This is a genomic window from Tropicimonas omnivorans (assembly GCF_031846565.1).
Lineage (GTDB): Bacteria > Pseudomonadota > Alphaproteobacteria > Rhodobacterales > Rhodobacteraceae > Tropicimonas_B > Tropicimonas_B omnivorans.
This window is the reverse complement of the sequence record NZ_JAVRHL010000002.1, coordinates 331,232-351,791: the sequence shown is the minus strand read 5'-3', so window position 1 is coordinate 351,791 and position 20,560 is coordinate 331,232. Positions and strand designations below refer to the sequence as shown.

Below are 20,560 nucleotides of genomic sequence, written 5' to 3'. Positions count from 1 at the left end.
GATCAGGGCCCCCGCGCGGTCCGCTCTTCCAGCACGTCGAACGGCACGCCGGGTTCGGCCTTGGCGACGCGGATCACGAGGGACGTCTTCACGCTCTCCACCTTCGGCGCGGTTAGAAGCTCTCCCGTCAGGAAGGACTGGAATGCCGACAGATCCGGCGCCACGCATTTGAGGATGAAGTCGATTTCGCCGTTGAGCATGTGGCACTCGCGCACGAGCGGCCAGCTTCGGCACATCGCCTCGAAGGTCGCGAGATCGGCATCCGCCTGGGAGCCGAGGCCGACCATCACGAAGACCTGGACCTCGAAGCCGAGCTCCCTTGGATTGACGTCCGCGTGATACCCCCGCAGGTAACCCGCCTCCTCCAGCGATCGCACGCGGCGCAGGCATGGCGGAGCCGATATGCCCACCCGGCGGGCGAGTTCGACGTTGGTCATTCGCCCGTCCGCCTGGAGTTCGGCGAGGATCTGGCGATCTATTGGGTCGAGCTTGGCGCCGGCCACTGGGAGTCTCCCTGTTACAGAGTAGCGCGCTGTACCCCATGAAACGCGTGACGCGCAAGATTCGTTCATCGCTGCGCAAGATCTGGAACCGGCCGCGTCGACGTGACGCAAGGATTGCCCCGCCATTGCGGCCGCCGGATTCAATTTCTAGGTAGGGTGCGTGATAGAGGAATTCGGCCATGACAACGCGCATCGACACCAAGGTTCTGATCATCGGCTCCGGCCCGGCGGGTTATACCGCCGCCGTCTATGCCAGCCGCGCCATGCTGGATCCGGTCCTCGTCCAGGGCATCCAGCCGGGCGGCCAGCTGACGATCACGACGGAGGTTGAGAACTGGCCGGGCGACGCGATGGTCCAGGGCCCCGATCTCATGGTGCGCATGGAGGCCCATGCCCGCGAGGTCGGCACGAACATCGTCTCGGACCATATCCGCGAGATCGACCTTTCGGCGCGCCCCTTCGTCGCCACGGGAGACAGCGGGACCACCTATGTCGCCGAGAGCGTCATTCTCGCGACCGGCGCGCAGGCCAAGTGGCTCGGCCTGCCGAGCGAGGAGAAGTGGAAGGGCTTCGGCGTCTCCGCCTGCGCGACCTGCGACGGCTTCTTCTATCGCGGTAAGGAGGTCGTCGTGGTGGGCGGCGGAAACACCGCCGTCGAGGAAGCGCTCTTCCTGACGAACTTTGCCAGCAAGGTCATTCTCGTCCACCGCCGGGACATGCTGCGCGCCGAGAAGATCCTGCAGGACCGTCTGTTCCGGAACCCCAAGATCGAGGTGATCTGGGATCACGGCATCGACGAGGTGCTGGGCGCCGAGGGCGAGGGCGTCACCGGCGTCCGCCTCGCTCATACCGAGACGAAGGAAACGCGTGAGCTGGACTGCGCTGGCGTCTTCATCGCCATCGGCCACGCCCCGTCGAGCGAACTGGTGAAGGATCAGCTCGAGACGCATCACGGCGGCTACGTCGTGACGAAGCCCGACAGCACCGCCACGTCGATTCCCGGGGTGTTCGCCGCGGGCGACCTGACCGATCATGTCTATCGCCAGGCCGTCACCAGTGCCGGCATGGGCTGCATGGCGGCGCTGGAGGCCGAGCGCTTCCTGGCGGAGATCGGCGAGACGGATGGCAAGGTCGAGAGTGAGCCCCTCGGCTACGGCGCCGAAGTTCCGGGCACCGCGCCGGCGGAGTGATCGAAGGAGCGGCTCCGGCCCGGTTCGCGGGGGGCCCACTCCCCGAAGCAGACCGGGCGCGCGGGACGGACGGAATTGTCCTGCGCGTCGCGATCCGAGAACACACGTTCCGCCCGAATGCCGAGCTGCATCATCTGCGCCGTTTTTCCGCCGAAAGGCCCTTCGTTAACTTGAAATTTACCGTATTTGGCGACTAAGCCGCCGACCAACGCGCGGCGGGACTGTCCTGCCGGTGCACAAGATAGTGAAGTGGCCAAGATGCAGTTGCAGAACCTCGCTCCCATTCCGGAACTCTACGTTTCGTACGAAAGCGCCCAGAAGCTGAAGGTTGAGGCAGGCGATCTGCCCTCCTGGGACCTGTCCCCGCGCCAGACCTGCGATCTGGAACTGCTGATGAACGGCGGGTTCAACCCGCTCAAGGGGTTCCTCGGCCAGGAGGATTACGACAGCGTCGTCGAGGACATGCGGCTGAAGGACGGTGCGCTCTGGCCGATGCCGATCACCCTCGACGTGACCGAGAAATTCGCGGCCACCATCGAAGAGGGACAGGACATCGCGCTCCGCGACGCCGAGGGCGTCATCCTCGCGACCATGACCGTCACCGACAAGTGGGTGCCCGACAAGGCGCGCGAGGCCGAGAAGGTCTTCGGCGCGGACGATTCGGCTCATCCGGCGGTGAACTACCTGCACAACAAGGCAGGCTCCGTCTATCTCGGCGGTCCGATCACCGGAATCCAGCCGCCCGTTCACTACGACTTCAAGGCCCGCCGGGACACGCCGAACGAGCTGCGCGCCTTCTTCCGCAAGATGGGCTGGCGCCGCGTCGTGGCGTTCCAGACGCGGAACCCGCTGCACCGCGCACACCAGGAACTGACCTTCCGCGCCGCCAAGGAAGCGCAGGCGAACCTTCTGATTCACCCGGTCGTCGGCATGACGAAGCCGGGCGACGTCGACCACTTCACCCGCGTCCGCTGCTACGAGGCGGTGCTGGACAAGTACCCCGCCGCGACGACGACCATGTCCCTGCTGAACCTCGCGATGCGCATGGCCGGGCCGCGGGAGGCCGTCTGGCACGGGCTGATCCGGCGGAACCACGGCTGCACGCACTTCATCGTCGGCCGGGATCATGCCGGGCCGGGCAAGAACAGCGCTGGTGAGGATTTCTACGGCCCCTACGACGCGCAGGAGCTGTTCCGCAAATACGCGGACGAGATCGGCATCGAAATGGTCGACTTCAAGCACATGGTCTACGTGCAGGAGCGCGCCCAGTACGAACCGGCGGACGAGATCGAGGACGGCCTGACCGTCCTCAACATCTCCGGCACCGAACTGCGCCGCCGTCTCGCCGAGGGACTGGAGATCCCCGAGTGGTTCTCCTTCCCCGAAGTGGTGCAGGAACTCCGGCGGACCCGTCCGCCGCGGGCCGCGCAGGGCTTCACGGTCTTCTTCACCGGCTTCTCCGGCTCCGGCAAGTCCACCGTCGCGAACGCGCTGATGGTGAAGTTGATGGAGATGGGCGGGCGCCCGGTGACGCTGCTCGACGGGGACGTCGTTCGCAAGAACCTGTCGTCGGAGCTCGGCTTCTCCAAGGAGCACCGGGATCTCAACATCCGCCGGATCGGCTTCGTTGCCTCCGAGATCACCAAGAACGGCGGCATCGCCATCTGTGCGCCGATCGCGCCCTATGCCACGACCCGCCGTGCCGTGCGCGAGGAGATCGAGGAGCACGGCGCCTTTGTCGAGGTCCATGTCGCGACCTCGATCGAGGAATGCGAGCGGCGGGACCGGAAGGGTCTCTATAAGCTCGCCCGTGAAGGCAAGATCAAGGAGTTCACCGGGATTTCCGACCCGTACGACGTCCCCGAGACGCCGGAACTGCGGCTGGACACCGAAGGGTCCGACGTGGACCATTGTGCCCACCAGGTCCTGCTCAAGCTCGAAGGCATGGGCCTCGTCGCAGGTTGATAGCTGCGTAACCCAGGAAGATCAGGAAGGGCGGGACGACGGTTCCGCCCTTGATACTGCGCAAGATGCCGCCCACGAAAAAGGGCGCATCGCTGCGCCCCTTCGTGCCGTAAAAGCTGCGGCCTGACCGCCTAGTGAACGCCGACCGGCTCGAGGTCGTTCTGCCGGGCAAGGATGAAGGCAAGGGACTTGTCCTTCACGAGGGCCAGTCGCTCGCCCTCCTCGCTGTGCACGGCGTAGAGGGTGGCGATGTCGCCGACCTCGTTCTGGATGTCCTGCGGTAGCTCGGCGACCGCGACGGGGCGAACGTAGACGATCGGCTGTGGGCCGTCGTCGCGATGTGCTTCGAAATCGAACTGCTCGTTCATCTTGTCTTCTCCCCTTTCGAGGCCGCTTTGCCGCCTATGCGGATTGTTTTTACAACACTTTCGGGCTCAACCCGTTCCAGATCGACGTGCAACAACCCGTGTTCGAGCGTCGCGCCGGACACCTCCATTCCATCCGCGAGCACGAAGCTGCGATGGAATTGCCGTGCGGCGATGCCGCGGTGGAGGAAGACGCGGCCCTCGGCGTCGTCCGTCTGCCGACCGTGGATCAGGAGCTGCCTGTTCTCCACGGTGATCGCGATATCCTCCTCGGAGAACCCGGCCACGGCGAGCGTGATGCGGTAGCTGCGATCTCCGGATTGCTCGATATTGTAGGGCGGATAGCCCTCGTTGCCGGACTTCGCCGTCCGCTCGACGAGGCGTTCCAGCTGCTCGAACCCGAGTAGGAACGGGTATGAGCCGAGTGTCGGTTTCGTCATGTCTGCACGTCCTTGCTCAAGCGACCATGCCGTCATCGGCCCCGTTTCGGCGACCGTTACACACATATGGGACGCGGCCTGCTTGCCTGCAAGATGTTGGGGCGGACGCGTCAAAAGGCTATGCGGATCCATGGTTCCGGCCTATGATACGGCTCATTCACCACAATTCGACCCGCCGGGAATCGCCGCCATGAACGCCTTCAACGAAATGGACCCGATCGAGGTCAAGCGCGTGCGGCTGGACGTCCTTCAGCGGGAGCACCGGGACCTCGACGAGGCCATCGCGGCGCTGGAGGGCGCCCTCCGGCTGGACACCCTCGCGATCCGCCGTCTCAAGAAGCAGAAGCTGTCCATCAAGGACCGCATCGCGCATCTCGAAGACCAGATCACCCCCGACATTATCGCCTGAATGCCACATCGCCGGGGGGACGTCCCCCGTGGGTGACGATTTGCGCCCGGCCGCAATTGCCCCCTGACCCGCGGGCGATGTAGATCGGATCGCGACACGATCCTTTCCTTCATTGGAGCGAACATGGCCGATCCAGTCGTGGCGATCATCATGGGCAGCCAGTCCGACTGGCCGACGATGAAGGAGGCGGCTCTGATCCTGGAGGAGCTGGACATTCCGTTCGAGGCGCGCATCGTCTCCGCCCATCGTACACCGGACCGTCTCTGGGACTTCGGCAAGAGTGCCGCGGGGCGTGGCCTCAAGGCGATCGTCGCGGGCGCGGGCGGAGCGGCGCATCTTCCGGGGATGGTCGCGTCCAAGACGCGGGTGCCCGTGATCGGCGTTCCCGTTCAGACGAAGGCGCTTTCGGGCGTCGATTCGCTTTATTCGATCGTGCAGATGCCGCGCGGCTATCCCGTCGCGACCATGGCCATCGGCGCGGCTGGCGCCGCCAATGCCGGCCTCATGGCCGCCGCGATCCTTGCCAATTCGGATGCGGCGCTGGCCGAGCGACTGGATCGCTGGCGCGCCGATCTGTCCGCCTCGATCCCGGAGGTTCCGAGCGATGACTGAGATGCTGCCGCAAGGCGCCGTGATCGGCATTCTGGGCGGCGGGCAGCTCGGCCGCATGCTCTCCGTCGCGGCCGCACGGCTCGGCTACCGCACCTGCATCTACGATCCCGCCGGCAATCCGCCCGCCTCCCATGTCGCCAACGCGCATGTGAAGGCCGGCTGGGACGACGTCTCGGCTCTTCGCGATTTTGCCGCGGGCTGCGACGTCATCACCTACGAGTTCGAGAACATCCCGGCCGAGGCACTGGACCTCATCGGCGCGGAGACCCCGATTTATCCGGGTCGCAAGGCGCTCGAAGTCAGCTCCGACCGGCTGACCGAAAAGCGGTTCCTGGAGGGGCTCGGCCTCGCGGTCGCGCCTCATGCGCCGGTGCAGGATGCAAGATCCCTGCGGGAGGCCATCGCAGAGATCGGCTCGCCGGCGATCCTGAAGACCCGGCGTCTCGGCTATGACGGCAAGGGGCAGGCGCGGATCGACGGGCCCGAGGCGGCGGAACCCGCGCTCGAAGAGCTCGCCGGTGTGCCCGCCATCCTCGAGGGCTTCGTGAAGTTCGCCTGCGAGATCAGCGTGATCGCCGCCCGCGGGGCGGATGGACAGGTGAGCTGTTTCGATCCGGGGATGAACGTTCACCGCAACGGAATCCTGCACCAGACCACGGTACCGGCCCCGATCGCGTCCCGTCTGAATACCGATGCCGTGATCCTCGCGGGCCGGATCCTGAACGCGCTCGATTATGTCGGTGTTCTCGGGGTCGAGCTCTTCGTCACCGCGGACGGCCTCGTCGTGAATGAGATCGCGCCGCGGGTCCACAATTCGGGACACTGGACGCAGAACGGCTGCGCGGTGGACCAGTTCGAACAGCACATCCGGGCCATCGCGGGTTGGCCGCTCGGAGACGGATCCCGCCATTCGGACGTGGTGATGGAGAACCTGATCGGGGACGATATCGGCCGCCTGCCCGCGATGGCGGCGGAGACGAGCGCCGCGCTTCATCTCTACGGCAAGGCGGAGGCCCGCCCGGGGCGCAAGATGGGCCACGTGAACCGGGTGACCCCCATGCGAAAGGCGTGATGCCGGAGGTCCGGCGGAGGTTAGGCCCCGCCTCTTCGGCGTCCCACGGAGGATTGCAGGAAGAAACGAACGGGCCTCAGGGCTCGATGCGGAATGTCTTGTCCCGCGCGGAGTGCCCTCGCACGAGGGTCAGGCGCGACTTCGGGAGCCCCAGCGCGCGGGCGAGAAGCTTCTGAACGGCCTTGTTCGCCTGCCCGTCCGCAGGAGGAGCGGTGACGCGGATCGCAAGCCCCGCATCCGTCTCGGCGACACTCTCCGCGGAGGCGCCGGGGGTGACGCGGACGCTCAGCTCCCCGGTTTCGGCGAGATGTGACAGCGCGCCCTTCTTCATCTTTCCCCTCTCCCGCGATCCGCCTAGGTTCGGCCCTCTCACGAGGAGGCGCGCATGGCGACCGGATTTTTCACCGACGAACGCTGTTTCTGGCACGGCGGCGGCAATTACGCGATGAACCTGCCGGTGGGCGGCCATGTCCAGCCCCTTCCCGGCGGTCTGCCCGAGAATCCCGAGACGAAGCGGCGGCTGAAGAACCTCGTCGAGGTGACGGGGCTTGCGCGGCACCTCGACGTGCGAACCGCCGAGCCTGCCACGGAGGAGGAGCTCCGCCGGGTCCATCCCGGCTCCTACCTGTCGCGGTTCCGCGAGCTGTCGGGTCGGGGCGGCGGCGAGCTGGGATTGCGGGCGCCCTTCGGGCCGGGGGGCTACGGGATCGCCGCTCTGTCCGCCGGGCTTGCGCGGGATGCGGTCCTGTCCGTGCTGCGGGGGGAGCTCGAGACCGCCTATGCCCTGTCCCGGCCCCCGGGGCATCACTGCCTGCCGGACTGGCCCAACGGGTTCTGCCTTCTCGCCAACATCGCGATCGCCATCGAGGCGGCGCAGGCCGCGGGTCTCGCGGGCCGGGTCGCGGTGATCGACTGGGACGTGCATCACGGCAACGGAACGGAGGCGATCTATTACGGCCGGGCGGACGTCCTCTCGATCTCGCTGCACCAGGAGCGGAACTATCCCGTGGATTCGGGCAGCTTCGACATGCGCGGCGAGGGGGAGGGCTTCGGCGCGAACATCAACGTGCCGCTCCCTGCCGGGACCGGGCATGTCGGCTATCTCCAGGCGATGGACCGGATCGTCCTTCCCGCGCTTCGCCGTTTCGAGCCTGATGCCATCGTCGTCGCCTGCGGCTACGATGCCGCGCTGATCGATCCCCTCGGGCGGATGATGGCGACGGCCGGGACCTTTTCGGAAATGACCGGACTGGTGATGGAGGCGGCGCGGGATCTCTGCGGCGGGCGGCTGACGCTGGTGCACGAGGGCGGATACTCGGAGGTCTACGTTCCCTTCTGCGGTCACGCGGTCCTGGAGCGGCTCTCCGGCGCCGACGTCCATGCGCCCGATCCCCTGGCGCAGACATTCGCCGCAAGGCAGCCCGGCCCGGCCTTCGATCGCTTCGTCGAGGGGCAGATCGCCGAGATGGCCGAGGCGCTTTTCTGAGCCGCCTCTTGCGCGGCGGCCGGCTTTGACGGACACCTGCGCCCCGACCGAAGAGGAGCGCTAAAATGCCCGATCCCAGCCCCGCCGCGATGGACTTCCTCCTGACGCGCCGGTCCCGCCCCGCCAAGACGCTGGAGGCGCCCTACCCCGATCAGGCGACGCTGGAGACCCTGCTCACCGCCGCCGCCCGCACCCCCGATCACGGCGCCCTCGTGCCGTGGCGGTTCATCGTGCTCGGCAAGGGCGCACTGGAGCGGATGGCGGCGCTGGCGGAGACCCGCGGAACGGCCCTCGATCTGTCCGAGCGGGACCTCGGCAAGGGCGTCTCCCAGTTCGCGGACAGCGGCTGCGCCATAGCTGTGATCGGCTCGCCGAAAGACAGCGCCAAGGTGCCGCAGATCGAGCAGACCCTGTCCGTCGGGGCGGCCTGCTACGGCCTTCTGTCGGCCGCGCTGGCCTCCGGCTGGGGGGCGAACTGGCTCACCGGCTGGCCTTCCCATGACGCGGAGTTCTGCCGCGAGGGCCTGTCCCTCGGTGAAGGTGAGTACGTCGCCGCCTTCGTCCATATCGGCACCGAAACCGCCGCGCCGCCGGAGCGCCCCCGTCCGGAGCTTTCCGATATCGTGACGTTCCTGCCATGATTCTCGCCGACTTCGGCAAGGCGCTGGCGCAGATGGTGGATCGCCGCTTCCTGCGGGTCCTCCTGCTCGGTGTGGGCCTGACGCTCCTGCTTCTCGCCGGGCTCTACGGGCTGACCTTCTGGCTCGTGGGCTGGCTCGTCCCGGAAGCGATCTCGTTGCCCTATTTCGGCGAGATCTCCTGGGTGGACGACGTGGCATCGGTCGCCTCGGTGCTTCTCATGCTGGTCCTGTCCGTCTTCCTGATGGTGCCTGTCGCCTCGGCCTTTACCGGGCTCTTCCTCGAGGACGTGGCGGAGGCCGTCGAGGCGGAGCATTATCCGGGCCTGCCTCCCGCCGACGGGCTGCCTTGGTCGGAGGCGCTGGTGGACAGCGCCCAGTTCCTCGTCCTCATCGTCGCCGTGAACGCGGTGGCGCTGACGCTCTACTTCTTCGTCGGGCCGCTTGCGCCCTTCCTCTTCTGGGCGGTGAACGGCTTCCTTCTGGGGCGGGAATACTTCTCCATGGTCGCGATGCGCAGGCTAGGGCGCTCAGGGGCGCGGGCGGCGCGGCATCGTCACCGGCTGAAGATCTGGGGCGCCGGTGCCTTGATGGCAGCGCCCCTGACGATCCCGGTGGTGAACCTCTTCATTCCGATCCTCGGGGCCGCGACCTTCACCCACCTGTTTCATCGCTGGGAGGGGCAAGCGGCGCGTCGTTCGGACCGAACCGCTTATAGAGATCGAAGTCGTCCAGGGTGACGTAGTCCGTCACGATGAGGAACACCGACAGCAGCCAGAGCGGAATGGTGATGGCCGTGACGATGAGCGCGGTGCGTCCCACGCGGAAATCCTGAGGCGCGGACTTGTGCGTTCCGGGCACCAGTGCCCCGACGTCCCCTTGGGTCTTCAGTCGCACCGGCAGCACCAGAAAGAGGACGAGGAACCACAGGACCGCGAGCACCACGAAGACGGATGCGATGGACATTCAGACTTCCTCCAGTTCGATGAGCGTGCCGCTGAAATCCTTCGGGTGAAGGAAGAGCACGGGCTTTCCGTGGGCGCCGGCCTTCGGCGTGCCGTCCCCGAGAACGCGCGCGCCTGTCTCTACGAGACGATCCCGCGCGGCCCCGATATCCGCGACCTCGTAGCAGATATGATGGAGACCGCCAGAAGGCGAGGCCTCCAGGAAGCGCGCGATCGGGCTCTCCTCGCCGAGAGGCTCCATGAGCTCGATCTTGGTGTTGGGCAGCGTGACGAAGACGACGCGTACCCCGTGGTCCGGCAAGCTCAGAGGCGCGCCCGCATCGGCGCCGAGCGCGCCGCGATATTGCTCCGTCGCGGCGGCGAGATCCGGCACGGCGATGGCGACATGGTTGAGGCGGCCGATCATGGGCGGTCTCCGAGGCATCAAGGCTGCTTCCCTGCTATGAAAGCGCCAGAGCCTCATCGCAAGGGGCACCCCCCGCGACAGATTCTCCGGCGGCCTTTACTCCGTATTAGGGGGTTTGGCTGCTCAATCAGGTTGTTGGCCAGAAACAGCAACCCAGCCGGAAACGGGGGATACCATGAACGAGTTCGAGATCATCAACACCGCACCGAAGCGAACCGCGGACCGACCGCTTGCCGGACTGACGATCATGACGGTGGAGGACAGCCGCCTTGCCAGCGAGGTCCTGCGTTGTCTCTGCCTCAAGAGCGGAGCCCGGCTCCGGCGCGCGGATTGCGTGGCCTCGGCCCGACGTCATCTCGCGGTCTACCGGCCGAGCGCGATGATCATCGATATCGGCCTGCCGGATGGCTCCGGCCTCGATCTGGTGCGGGAGCTGTCGAGGGCCGAACCGCGCATTCCGGCGATCATCGCCACCAGCGGGGACGACATGGCCGAAGCCGACGCGCTGAAGGCAGGAGCGGATGCCTTCATGCCAAAGCCGATCTTCGGCCTCGCGGCCTTCCAGCAAACGATCCTGCGCTACCTGCCGATATCCTCCCCCGGCATGTCCGTCCGAACCGTATCGAACGAGATCATCCAGCCGGATCTGACGAGCCTTCAGGAGGACCTGCTGCACGCCGAGGAGGTCGCCCGAACCGGGGAGAACGAGGGGGCGCGGCTGGAGTACCTGACGCAGTTCCTCGCCTCCCTCGGCCGCGCGGCGGACGACCCCCATATCAGCGCCACGGCGCTGGACCTCGAAGGGAGTTGCCAGGAAGTCTTTGCCGCGCGGATCGGCGCCCTGGCACGGGAGCGGTTGTCGCTCTGAGGCGGAGGGATCCGCGCGTCAGAGGATGACCCTGTCCGTCCCGGCCATGTCGAGGCCGGGAAAGACCGCGCTTTCAAGCACGGTAGGGTCGAGCCCGAAGAGACCCTCCATCGCGCGTGCGGCGAATGCGCGGACGTCACCGGTCGGCATCAGGTCCCGACGGTCGTAGAGGTCCCCTTCGGACAGCCCCGGCCACGCCCCGAAGGCTTTCCCGCCCCGGACCGCACCTCCGGCCATGAGCATCGCGCCGCCGGTTCCGTGATCGGTGCCGCCGGACCCGTTCTCTCGCGCGGTGCGGCCGAATTCGGTCATCGCGAGGACCGCCGTCTTGCCCCAGATGTCGCCAAGTCCGACCTGCAGCACCTCGATCACGTCGCTCAGCTGCGTAAGCGCCTTGTCGATGCCGCCGATCTGCTTGTTGTGAGTGTCCCATCCGGTCAGCGAGAAGGCCGCGACGCGGGTGTCCCTGCGTAGGCGATCCGCGGTGAACCGGGCGAGATCGGCGTGGTTGCCGGCGCTCATCGACGTCATCCCGGACATCTCCTCCATCTCTTCGGCATCGAGGTCGGTCCCCTCGGAGGCCGCGAGGCTCTCCGTCAGCGCGATCGCCTCCCGCACGGAACTGGCGAACAGTGGATCGCCCGCATAGAGACGATGCAGGAGGCGCTCTGCCTGCGGCGTCAGGGTCAGCCGCTGCTCGGGGGCCCAGTTTGCCACCTGGGCGTCTCCCGTCAGCAGGAGCATGTCGTCCCGCCCGACGGCGAAGGCGGTTTCCGCCTCCATCCCCGGCACGACCTGCAACATCCGGTTGAGCCAACCGTCCCGCGAGCGCGGGGCGCCCGGAACGAAACCCGTCCCGGCTTCGAGGAGATCCTGCCCGTCGAAATGGCTGCGCTTGTCGCGATAGGGCGTGGAGACGGCATGGGCGAAGGCCAGCTCGCCCTTCTCCCAGAGCGGCACGAGACGCGACAGCGCGGGATGGAGCGCCCAGAAATCGGAGATGGGAACCCCCGGAGCGGCGGCGAGAAGACCTGGACGCAACTCGGCATAATGCGGATCGCCGACGGGCCGGATCGCGTCGAGCCCGTCCATAGCGCCGCGCAGGATGACGACGACGAGCCGGGCATCCCACGGGGCGCTCGCGAGGGCGACGGGGGTGATGAGGGGGCTTGCCGCCGCGGAGCAGCCGAGCGCCGCACCTCGCAGAAGAAGGGAGCGTCTGTCGATCATGTCCTCATCTCCTCTGGAAGTCGGGAGAGCAGATGACGAGCGCGACCCCGTCCTCCACCGTCTCCGCGGCATGGGCCGCGAAGATCGTCTCCTCGGACGCGAGTGTCCCGAGGGCATGGGTCAGGAAGTCCCGCGGGTCCGGCAGCTCGATCTCGAACTTTCGGGTCAGATCCATCGCCCAGGTGATCCGCGCCGCGAGGCCTTGCGGGGTGATCCAGCGCTCTGCCGCCTCCGGCCAGCCATCCGGACCGAGCGGGCGCTGCCACGGCTGCCCCATCGCGGCGAGCGGCCGAAAGAGGGTGCGGCGCACCCGGTTCGCATCGAGCGCCGTCAGGCGGGCGCCGTCCAGTCCGAGCGCGCGGAAGGCCGAGGTCATGAGCCCGAAGGGCAGCTTCGCCTTCTGCAGGGGGGCGCCTTGCGCCGAGGGATGCTCGAGGAGCGCCTGGTAGACGGCCATTAGCTCGCCGCCGGTGTCCGCCCAGCGGGTGGCCAGGTGATCGACGAGCGCCGGGTCCGGGGCATCCGAAACGAAGTGGACCGCGAGCTTGCGCGCCATGTGCCGGGCCGTCTCGGGATGAACCGAAAGGTCTTCGAGAACGGCGTGGATGTCTTCCAACTTCGGATCACGCCGCCCGTAGGATCGGCCGAGCACCGTTTCTGGCCCCGGCTCGCCGTAATCCACGAAGAACCGGAAGCCATTCTCGAGGTTGCCGCCGAGCCCGGCGAGGAGTTCGGCCAACTGGCGCACATCCTCCTGATCGTAGCCCGCGCCGACGCCCAGCGTATGCAGCTCGAGAAGCTCCCGCGCGAGGTTCTCGTTCATTCCGTTCATCTGGTTGCCCCGCCGCGCCTTGACCGAGTTCGGGCCGACCGAGCGGTTCTGATCGAGGTAGAGGAGCATGAGGGGATGCTGGATGACGGCGCGCAGCATATCCGCGAACCGTCCCTGAAGGTGGGGCCGGATGGCCGATTCGATGTAGGGCGCGACCGCGTAGTCCCCGAGGCCACCCATCCCGAGAACGGTGAAATGGTCCTGCCAGAACTGCACCAGCCGCTCGCGGAACGGGTCGGCAGTGTCCACGGCGCGGGCGAAGGTCGCGGCGGCCATCGCGGAGTGAAGATCGCGCAGGGCGTCCCGCCGCGCGCGCATCGCGCGGTCAAGCTCCTCCTCGCGATCCGGCTCGTCCCGTTTCTGGCGCACGAGCGTGCGGATCGCATGAACTTCGGCCTCGATTTGGGCGGAGCGCGGGATCGGATGCAGTGCGGCCATGTCGTCCGGCCCGGCGAGCGGACGCAGGAGCGCTTCGGGGGAGGTCGGCGGACGATGCGTCGGGCCGAGACCGGTGCCGAAGCGGATCGCGGCGATCTCTGGCTGGAACGTCACGGGATGGGTACGCCTTGGGCAGGTGGGATCGGACGAAGTCTCGCCGATCCGGCAGGCCCGATCCAGCCGCACCGCCCCGGCGCCGCGCACGATCGAGTGATGCCGTGCTCGCTGGGTCCTCGCGACCGTGGCGCGCTGCACATCAAGAGGCGGACGTTCGCTGAAGGTCCGCCTGGATGGCTAATGGGAAGCGTCGAGATCCGGGATCGCGCCGGCGATGCGGCGCCCCGCGGGACGCCGCATCGCCGATGGCCTCACTCCCGCGGCAGAACCCGCAGGGACAATTCGCGGAGCTGCTCGCCCGCCGGCTCGGACGGCGCGCCCATCATCAGGTCCTCGGCGCGCTGGTTCATCGGGAACATGATGACCTCGCGGATATTGTCCTCGCCCGCCAGCAGCATCACGATCCGGTCGATGCCGGCCGCGCAGCCGCCGTGCGGCGGGGCGCCGAAGCGGAACGCGTTGACCATGCCGCCGAAGCGCTTGCGCACCTCGTCCTCGCCGTAGCCGGCAAGCTTGAACGCCTTGAACATGATCTCCGGACGGTGGTTCCGGATCGCACCGGAGATCAGCTCGTAGCCGTTGCAGGCGAGGTCGTACTGGTACCCGAGCACCTTCAGCGGATCGCCCTCCAGCGCCTCCATCCCGCCCTGCGGCATGGAGAAGGGGTTGTGGGAGAAATCGACGCGACCCGTCTCCTCGTCCTTCTCGTACATCGGGAAGTCGACGATCCAGGCGAACGCGAAGCGATTCTGATCGGTCAGGCCCAGCTCGTCGCCGATGGTGGTGCGCGCCTTTCCGGCCACGCGCTCGAACTCCTCGGGACGACCGCCGAGGAAGAAGGCGGCGTCGCCCTTTTCGAGACCGAGCTGCTGGCGGATGGCCTCGGTCCGCTCGGGACCGATGTTCTTCGCCAGCGGGCCGGCCGCCTCGAGGCCCTCCCCGCCGTCGCGCCAGAAGATGTACCCCATCCCCGGCAGGCCTTCCTTCTGCGCGAAGGCGTTCATCCGGTCGCAGAACTTGCGGGAGCCGCCGCCGGGCGCGGGGATGGCGCGGATCTCGGTGCCGTCCTGCTCGAGGATCTTGGCGAAGATCGCGAAGCCCGAGCCTGCGAAGTGCTCGGACACGCGCTCCATCCTGATCGGGTTGCGCAGGTCGGGCTTGTCGGTGCCGTACCAGAGCGCCGCGTCGGCATAGGAGATCTGCGGCCAGACATCGTCGACCTTCGCCCCCTCGCCGAACTCCTCGAACACGCCCTGGACGACCGGCTGGATCGCCGCGAAGACGTCCTCCTGCGTGACGAAGGACATCTCCATGTCGAGCTGGTAGAAGTCGGTGGGCGAGCGGTCGGCGCGCGGGTCCTCGTCGCGGAAGCAGGGCGCGATCTGGAAGTACTTGTCGAAGCCGGACACCATGATCAGCTGCTTGAACTGCTGCGGGGCCTGCGGCAGCGCGTAGAACTTGCCCGGATGCAGGCGGGAGGGGACGAGGAAGTCCCGCGCGCCCTCGGGCGAGGAGGCCGTGATGATCGGCGTCTGGTACTCGCGGAAGGACTGGTCCCACATCCGCCTGCGGATCGAGGAGACCACGTCCGACCGGAGCGTCATGTTCTTCTGCATCACCGCGCGGCGCAGGTCGAGGTAGCGATAGCGCAGGCGCGTCTCCTCGGGGTATTCCTGATCACCGAAGACGATGAGGGGCAGCTCCTCGGAGGCGCCGAGGACTTCCATGTCCCGGGCGTAGACCTCGATCTCGCCGGTCGGCAGCTTGGAGTTGACGAGGCTCTCGTCCCGCGCCTTCACCTCGCCGTCGATCCGGATGCACCATTCGGAGCGCAGCTTCTCGATGTCCTTGAAGACCGGGCTGTCGGAATCCGCGAGGACCTGCGTCGTGCCGTAATGGTCGCGCAGGTCGATGAAGAGGACGCCGCCGTGATCCCGGATGCGATGGACCCACCCGGCGAGACGGACGGTCTGTCCGACATGCTCCTTGCGGAGATCGGCGCAGGTCATCGAGCGGTAAGGATGCATGGGGGCGAGCCTTTCGGGGCGGTGGCATGAAAATGTCCGCGCCGATACACCCCGCGCGGTCCCCCATGTCAAGCGAGGGAGGACGGACGGGCGCCGCTAGCGCAGGCGCGGCGGTGCTTCGGGGTCGCTTCCGGGGGCCGCGCGCACCGGTGTTTCGGCTTTCGGCAGGTCGAAGCGCAAGCCGACCCGGGCCAACCTGGCCGCCACGGGATCGGACGCGCGGAAGAAGGCGACATCGAGCGCGCCCGCCTCGATCCCCGAGAAGGTCAGCGCCTCGCCGGTCGCGCGGGCGAGCGACGGCTCCGCCCCCGGCACCGCGCCCACGAACGCCAGAAGGTGCCCCCTCGCGCCGCCCTCGTAGGTGACAGCCGCGAGGTAGGCCATGGGCGCGAGGCCGGCCGCGCTCGCCAGCTTGGCGTCCAGCGCGGTCAGGAGCGCCTCCGGCAGGCCGGTGGGCGCCGAAATCTCGTCCGGCTGGGCCGCCGCTTCGGAGGGGCGGTGGGCCAGGGTTTCGGCAAGCCAGCTCACGGCGGAGGCCGGCAGGAGGGTGGAGGACGGCGCGACCTCGAGATTGAGGCCAAGGCCCAGCCCCTGGCCCGCGAGAAGTTCCGACAGCGATCGACCCGACATCCCGGCATAGGGCGACGGCCCGGCAAATGCGGCCAGCCGTTCCTCCCGATCGAAGGCGAGGACGACCGGACCGTCCTCCAGCGGAAAGACGCGAGGCTCGATCGCGTCCCCCTCCGCCTCCTTCTCCAGCAGGAGGAACAGTTCCGCATCCGCCAGACGCTCGTAGAACCGGAGCCGCGCGGCATCGTCCCCTGGCGCGCTCTCCATGGCCGCATGGGCCGCATCGATTGCCGTCGCGCTCATGAGATCGCCTTTCCAACCTGCGCCCGGAGCTCGGGCAGGACGTCCGCCTCGAACCACGGATTGCGTTTCAGCCACGCGGTATTGCGCCAGGACGGGTGCGGCAAGGGGAAGATCCCGCGCGGCGCAAGCTCCTCCCATTTCGCGACCGTCTTCGTCACCCCGCCGGCGGCCATCGGTCCGAGGTGCCACTTCTGCGCGTAGCCCCCGATCAGCACGGTCAGGCGGAACGGCCCGGCATAATCGATCGCGTCCTGCCGCCACGTCTCGGCGCAGACCTTCGGCGGCGGCAGGTCCCCGCCCTTCGCGTCATAGCCTGGGAAGCAGAAGCCCATCGGAATGATGGCGACGCGTTTGCGGTCATAGAACGTGGCCTCGTCCAGCCCCAGCCAGTCGCGGAGACGGTCCCCGGAGCGATCCCAGAACGGCTTGTTCGCCTTGTGAACGCGCATCCCCGGCGCCTGCGACGCGATGAGCAGACGTGCCTCGTCGCGGAACCACACGACGGGATTGGGACGATGCGCCGAGGCCGTCGCGGCGAAGCGGTCGGCGCAGATCGTGCAGGCGCCGAGGCGCTCCGGAAGTGGGCGTGGATCGTTCATTGCCGCCATGAGCTAGGCCCCGCCCGGGGCCCGGGCAAGGGACAGCGCGCCTGCCGCGGTGTCGCCAGAATCCGGCGATCTTCGGTCAGATTACCTCACTTAGACGACATAATGCCGCCGAAAAGCCGCGTGATCCTTTACAGACTGGAAACGCCCCATGATGCATGGTGGCCCCACACGGCCGCGGCGGACGCCCCATGATCGAGTTCACCAATGTCAGCAAATCGTTCTGGACGGGCCAGCGCCGCAAGGTGATCCTCGACCGGGCCAACTTGCGTGTCGAACTGGGGCACTCGATCGGCATCCTTGCTCCCAACGGCACCGGGAAGACCACGCTGATCAACATGATGGCGGGGCTGGAGAAGCCGGACGAGGGGCAGATCACCCGCACCAGCCGCATCTCCTTCCCGCTCGGCTTCATGGGCGGCGTCGTCACCAAGCATACCGGCCGGGAGAACGCCCGCTACATCGCGCGCCTGTACCGGCTGGACCCGGATTACGTCGAAGCCTTCAGCCGGTGGCTCTGCGGGCTGGAGGAGTATTACGACCAGCCGATGGGCACCTACAGCGCGGGAATGAGGTCACGGTTCTGCTTCTCGCTCATGCTGGCGCTGGACTTTGACATCTACCTGATCGACGAGGGGATGCCGCATACCACCGACGTGGAGTTCAACCGCAAGGCGGGATCCATCCTGCGCGAACGGCTGAAGAGCACGACGGTGGTGATCGTATCGCACCAGCCAGAGACGCTGGAGAAATTCGCCCGCTCAGCCGCCGTCCTCCGCAACGGCAAGCTGCACATGTTCGACACCCTCGAAGAGGCCAAGGCACTGTATGACTACCAAGGCCAGGGCTAGGAAATACCGCCTGAGGCGCGGCGAGGCGCTGGCCGAGGGCGTGGTCCCGGCCGCTCAGCGCGCGTCCGCCGCCGAGGCCGAACAGGTGTCGGCGGCTGAGCCGGCCGAGACGGTGACCGCGGCAGAGGCCGCCGTCCAGCCGTCGGATGCCATGGCCGAGGCCGCAGCGCAGCCCCGCGCTCCGGCAGTCGAGGAGCTGCGGACCGGGACGGACGGCGCGGCGCCCGGCAGTTCGGGGCCCCTCGCGGGCAGCCGCAGCGCATTCTCGGGCGAGATCACGGACGCGGCCGAGATGGCCAGCGAGGTGGACATCGCCTCGATCCGCCGCGAGGGGCTGACGGGTCGGCAGCTGCGCATGGCGCGACGCGTCGCCCACAAGCACGGCCTCGCACCGACCTCCGATTTCGATGCCGTCCGGCTCCTTCGCGCCAAGGGGATCGACCCGTTCCAGCGCGCCAACATGCTCGAACTGGTCGTGCCGGAGGCGAATACGCCGGCGCGGTCGCAAGGCACATCGCTGGAGGCGGCCAGCGGCGGACTGCCGGCGACGGTCCCGCAGCACGGCCCGCCGGCCGTGGTGGAGCCGTCCTCGAACCCGCTCCGCCTGCCCGCGGACAGCGCCGCCGAGATCTGGAAGATCCAGCGCGATATCGGCCGCCGCCGGCGCCGCAAGTCGCTCCTTCTCATGGTGCGGCTCGCCTTCTTCGTGCTGCTGCCGACCATCCTCGCCGGCTGGTACTACAACGTCATGGCGACGCCGCTCTACGCCACCAAGTCCGAATTCGTGATCCAGCAAGCGGAAGCGCAGGGCGCCATGGGCCTCGGCGGGCTGTTCCAGGGCACCGGCCTCGCCGTTCAGCAGGATTCGACCACGGTGCAATCCTACCTCCAGTCGCGGGACGCGATGCTGCGGCTGGACCGGGATCTCGGCTTCCGCGCCCATTTCAGCCAAGACTGGATCGACCCACTCCAGCGGCTGGAGCCGGGCGCCTCGATGGAGGACGCCTACGGGATCTACCAGAAGAACGTGAAGGTCGGGTTCGACCCGTCCGAGGGCATTCTCAAGATGGAGGTGATCGCGGCCACGCCGGAGGCCTCCCAGTCCTTCTCCGAAGCGCTGATCGGCTATGCCGAGGAACAGGTGGACCAGCTGACTTCCCGCCTCAGGGACGATCAGATGGCCGGCGCGAGGGAGAGTTTCGAGGAAGCCGAGGAACGGGTGCAGCAGGCGCAGAACCGCGTGCTGGACCTGCAGGAACGCCTCGGCGTGCTCGATCCGGTCTCCGAAAGCAGCTCGCTCATGTCGCAGATCACGCAGTTCGAGCTGGAGCTGAACCAGAAGAAACTGCAGCTCGACCAGTTCCTCTCGACGTCCAGCCCCAACGAGGCGCGCGTCGCCGCCGTCCGCGGGGAGATCGCGCGGCTCGAGGAGCTGATCGCGCGGCTGCGCTCCTCGATGACCCAGGGCGCCTCGGGCGGCGCGTCCCTCGCGCGGATCACCGGGGAGCTGCGCATCGCGGAGGCGGATCTCGCCACACGGCAGCTCCTTCTCCAGCAGGCCGCGCAGCAGATGGAGGGCGCCCGCGTCGAGGCCAACCGCCAGGTCCGCTACATGGCGATGGGCGTGGCCCCGGTGGCTCCCGACGAGGCGACCTATCCCAGGGGCTTCGAGAATACGCTCCTCGCCTTCTTCATCTTCTCCGGCATCTATCTTCTCGTCTCGCTCACCGCCTCGGTGCTGCGCGAACAGGTAACGGCATGACCCCACAAAGATCCGTCGATCTCGGCGCCGGCGTGAGCTGCGGCAACGATCTTCCGCTCACCATCATCGCAGGCCCCTGTCAGCTCGAAGGGCTGGATCACGCCCTCTCAATCGCCGAGACGATGGCAGAGGCCTGCGCCGCGGCAGGCGCGTCCTTCGTCTTCAAGGCGTCCTACGACAAGGCCAACCGCACCTCGCTTTCGGGGCGCCGCGGCCCCGGCCTCGACGACGGCCTCGCCCAGCTTGCCGCGGTGCGCGAGCGGATCGGCTGCCCCGTCCTCACGGACATCCACGCGCCCGATCAGTGCGCCGCAGCCGCCGAGGCGGTGGACGTCCTCCAGATCCCCGCCTTCCTGTGCCGGCAGACCGATCTGCTCCTGGCGGCCGGACAGACCGGCGCGGCGATCAACGTCAAGAAGGGCCAGTTCCTCGCGCCCTGGGACATGGAGAACGTCGCCGCCAAGATCGCCTCCACCGGCAACGAGCGGATACTGCTGACCGAGCGCGGCGTCTCCTTCGGCTACAACGCACTGGTGACGGACATGCGTGGCCTGCCGACCATGGCGAAGACCGGCTGGCCGGTGGTGATGGACGCGACCCACGCCGTGCAGCAGCCCGGCGGCCTCGGTGGCGCCTCCGGCGGGCAGCGCGAATTCGCGCCGGTCCTCGCACGGGCAGCGGTCTCGCTCGGCATCGCGGCGGTCTTCATCGAGACCCATCCCGACCCGGACACGGCACCATCCGACGGCCCCAACATGATCCCGCTGGACCGGATGGCGGACCTCGTAGCCACCCTGATGCGCTTCGACGCAATCGCCAAGGAAGAGCCGGCCCGCATCTGAGGCGCTGGCGCGGCGGGCGGCGCGCGTCTACGCTTGGCCGGTCCCGCCCCCTGCCCCGGCTGTC

23 protein-coding genes are annotated in these 20,560 nt (G+C 67.7%); 12 read left to right on the top strand and 11 right to left on the bottom strand.

Going from position 1 to position 20,560, the window contains the following annotated elements; all coding sequences use genetic code 11:
- Positions 1-2: 2 nt before the first annotated feature.
- Entirely contained in the window at positions 3-503 is a 501-nt protein-coding gene (locus tag RM543_RS07035; RefSeq protein ID WP_311690182.1) for an Lrp/AsnC family transcriptional regulator, read from the bottom strand.
- Between the two features lie 179 nt (positions 504-682).
- Between RM543_RS07035 and trxB the strand changes: the two genes are divergently transcribed.
- Both trxB and RM543_RS07025 read left to right on the top strand, forming a co-directional pair.
- Positions 683-1,693 (top strand): thioredoxin-disulfide reductase, encoded by a 1,011-nt coding sequence (trxB, locus tag RM543_RS07030; protein WP_311690181.1) that lies wholly within the window; start codon positions 683-685, stop codon positions 1,691-1,693.
- A 258-nt stretch (positions 1,694-1,951) separates the two neighbouring features.
- Positions 1,952-3,658 (top strand): bifunctional sulfate adenylyltransferase/adenylylsulfate kinase, encoded by a 1,707-nt coding sequence (locus RM543_RS07025; RefSeq protein WP_311691332.1) that lies wholly within the window; start codon positions 1,952-1,954, stop codon positions 3,656-3,658.
- Positions 3,659-3,789: 131 nt separating this feature from the next.
- Here RM543_RS07025 and RM543_RS07020 read toward each other — a convergent pair whose 3' ends face one another.
- Complete coding sequence (locus tag RM543_RS07020; RefSeq protein WP_311690180.1) at positions 3,790-4,026, bottom strand: DUF1150 family protein; 237 nt, start codon at positions 4,024-4,026, stop codon at positions 3,790-3,792.
- Entirely contained in the window at positions 4,023-4,463 is a 441-nt protein-coding gene (locus RM543_RS07015; RefSeq protein WP_311690179.1) for an Hsp20 family protein, read from the bottom strand. The genes RM543_RS07020 and RM543_RS07015 overlap by 4 nt, the downstream gene beginning before the upstream one ends.
- Positions 4,464-4,653: 190 nt before the next feature.
- On the opposite strand from RM543_RS07015, the gene RM543_RS07010 reads away from it, so the two are divergent.
- From RM543_RS07010 to RM543_RS07000, 3 genes are all read left to right on the top strand, one after another.
- Positions 4,654-4,872, top strand: coding sequence for a YdcH family protein (locus RM543_RS07010; protein ID WP_311690178.1), 219 nt, complete (start codon positions 4,654-4,656; stop codon positions 4,870-4,872).
- 123 nt (positions 4,873-4,995) lie between these two features.
- Positions 4,996-5,484 (top strand): 5-(carboxyamino)imidazole ribonucleotide mutase, encoded by a 489-nt coding sequence (gene purE, locus RM543_RS07005; RefSeq protein WP_311690177.1) that lies wholly within the window; start codon positions 4,996-4,998, stop codon positions 5,482-5,484.
- Positions 5,477-6,556: a 5-(carboxyamino)imidazole ribonucleotide synthase gene (locus RM543_RS07000; RefSeq protein ID WP_311690176.1), complete on the top strand. Its 1,080-nt coding sequence runs from the start codon at positions 5,477-5,479 to the stop codon at positions 6,554-6,556. The genes purE and RM543_RS07000 overlap by 8 nt, the downstream gene beginning before the upstream one ends.
- A 76-nt stretch (positions 6,557-6,632) precedes the next feature.
- Here the strand turns inward: RM543_RS07000 and RM543_RS06995 are convergent, their stop codons facing one another.
- A complete protein-coding gene (locus tag RM543_RS06995) occupies positions 6,633-6,887 on the bottom strand; it encodes a DUF167 domain-containing protein (protein ID WP_311690175.1) in 255 nt (84 codons plus the stop codon).
- Positions 6,888-6,941: 54 nt separating this feature from the next.
- On the opposite strand from RM543_RS06995, the gene RM543_RS06990 reads away from it, so the two are divergent.
- From RM543_RS06990 to RM543_RS06980, 3 genes are all read left to right on the top strand, one after another.
- Entirely contained in the window at positions 6,942-8,042 is a 1,101-nt protein-coding gene (locus tag RM543_RS06990) for a class II histone deacetylase (RefSeq protein ID WP_311690174.1), read from the top strand.
- A gap of 65 nt (positions 8,043-8,107) precedes the next feature.
- Positions 8,108-8,683 carry a nitroreductase family protein gene (locus RM543_RS06985; protein ID WP_311690173.1) on the top strand — a complete coding sequence of 192 codons (576 nt, stop codon included), beginning with the start codon at positions 8,108-8,110 and terminating at the stop codon, positions 8,681-8,683.
- The gene (locus RM543_RS06980; RefSeq protein ID WP_311690172.1) at positions 8,680-9,420 is read left to right on the top strand and encodes an EI24 domain-containing protein; all 741 of its coding nucleotides are present in this window, start codon (positions 8,680-8,682) and stop codon (positions 9,418-9,420) included. Before RM543_RS06985 ends, RM543_RS06980 begins: the two co-directional genes overlap by 4 nt.
- Here RM543_RS06980 and RM543_RS06975 read toward each other — a convergent pair.
- Positions 9,335-9,646 carry a DUF1467 family protein gene (locus tag RM543_RS06975; protein WP_311690171.1) on the bottom strand — a complete coding sequence of 104 codons (312 nt, stop codon included), beginning with the start codon at positions 9,644-9,646 and terminating at the stop codon, positions 9,335-9,337. The genes RM543_RS06980 and RM543_RS06975 overlap by 86 nt on opposite strands.
- Positions 9,647-10,051 (bottom strand): methylmalonyl-CoA epimerase, encoded by a 405-nt coding sequence (mce, locus tag RM543_RS06970; protein ID WP_311690170.1) that lies wholly within the window; start codon positions 10,049-10,051, stop codon positions 9,647-9,649.
- Positions 10,052-10,226: 175 nt separating this feature from the next.
- Between mce and RM543_RS06965 the strand changes: the two genes are divergently transcribed.
- Entirely contained in the window at positions 10,227-10,919 is a 693-nt protein-coding gene (locus RM543_RS06965; RefSeq protein WP_311690169.1) for a response regulator, read from the top strand.
- Between the two features lie 18 nt (positions 10,920-10,937).
- Here RM543_RS06965 and RM543_RS06960 read toward each other — a convergent pair whose 3' ends face one another.
- From RM543_RS06960 to RM543_RS06940, 5 genes are all read right to left on the bottom strand, one after another.
- A complete protein-coding gene (locus RM543_RS06960; RefSeq protein WP_311690168.1) occupies positions 10,938-12,149 on the bottom strand; it encodes a DUF1501 domain-containing protein in 1,212 nt (403 codons plus the stop codon).
- 4 nt (positions 12,150-12,153) lie between these two features.
- Positions 12,154-13,533: a DUF1800 domain-containing protein gene (locus RM543_RS06955; RefSeq protein WP_311690167.1), complete on the bottom strand. Its 1,380-nt coding sequence runs from the start codon at positions 13,531-13,533 to the stop codon at positions 12,154-12,156.
- A gap of 254 nt (positions 13,534-13,787) precedes the next feature.
- Positions 13,788-15,563 (bottom strand): aspartate--tRNA ligase, encoded by a 1,776-nt coding sequence (gene aspS, locus RM543_RS06950; protein ID WP_311690166.1) that lies wholly within the window; start codon positions 15,561-15,563, stop codon positions 13,788-13,790.
- Between the two features lie 96 nt (positions 15,564-15,659).
- Positions 15,660-16,436, bottom strand: coding sequence for an SseB family protein (locus RM543_RS06945; protein ID WP_311690165.1), 777 nt, complete (start codon positions 16,434-16,436; stop codon positions 15,660-15,662).
- Positions 16,433-17,035: a uracil-DNA glycosylase family protein gene (locus tag RM543_RS06940; RefSeq protein ID WP_311690164.1), complete on the bottom strand. Its 603-nt coding sequence runs from the start codon at positions 17,033-17,035 to the stop codon at positions 16,433-16,435. Before RM543_RS06940 ends, RM543_RS06945 begins: the two co-directional genes overlap by 4 nt.
- Before the next feature lie 197 nt (positions 17,036-17,232).
- Between RM543_RS06940 and RM543_RS06935 the strand changes: the two genes are divergently transcribed.
- From RM543_RS06935 to kdsA, 3 genes are read left to right on the top strand one after another with little or no spacing between them, the layout of a single operon-like run.
- Positions 17,233-17,892 carry an ABC transporter ATP-binding protein gene (locus RM543_RS06935; protein WP_116083252.1) on the top strand — a complete coding sequence of 220 codons (660 nt, stop codon included), beginning with the start codon at positions 17,233-17,235 and terminating at the stop codon, positions 17,890-17,892.
- Entirely contained in the window at positions 17,870-19,654 is a 1,785-nt protein-coding gene (locus tag RM543_RS06930; protein WP_311690163.1) for a KpsE/RkpR family capsule polysaccharide export protein, read from the top strand. Before RM543_RS06935 ends, RM543_RS06930 begins: the two co-directional genes overlap by 23 nt.
- The gene (gene kdsA / locus RM543_RS06925; protein ID WP_311690162.1) at positions 19,651-20,496 is read left to right on the top strand and encodes a 3-deoxy-8-phosphooctulonate synthase; all 846 of its coding nucleotides are present in this window, start codon (positions 19,651-19,653) and stop codon (positions 20,494-20,496) included. The genes RM543_RS06930 and kdsA overlap by 4 nt, the downstream gene beginning before the upstream one ends.
- Positions 20,497-20,560: the final 64 nt, after the last annotated feature.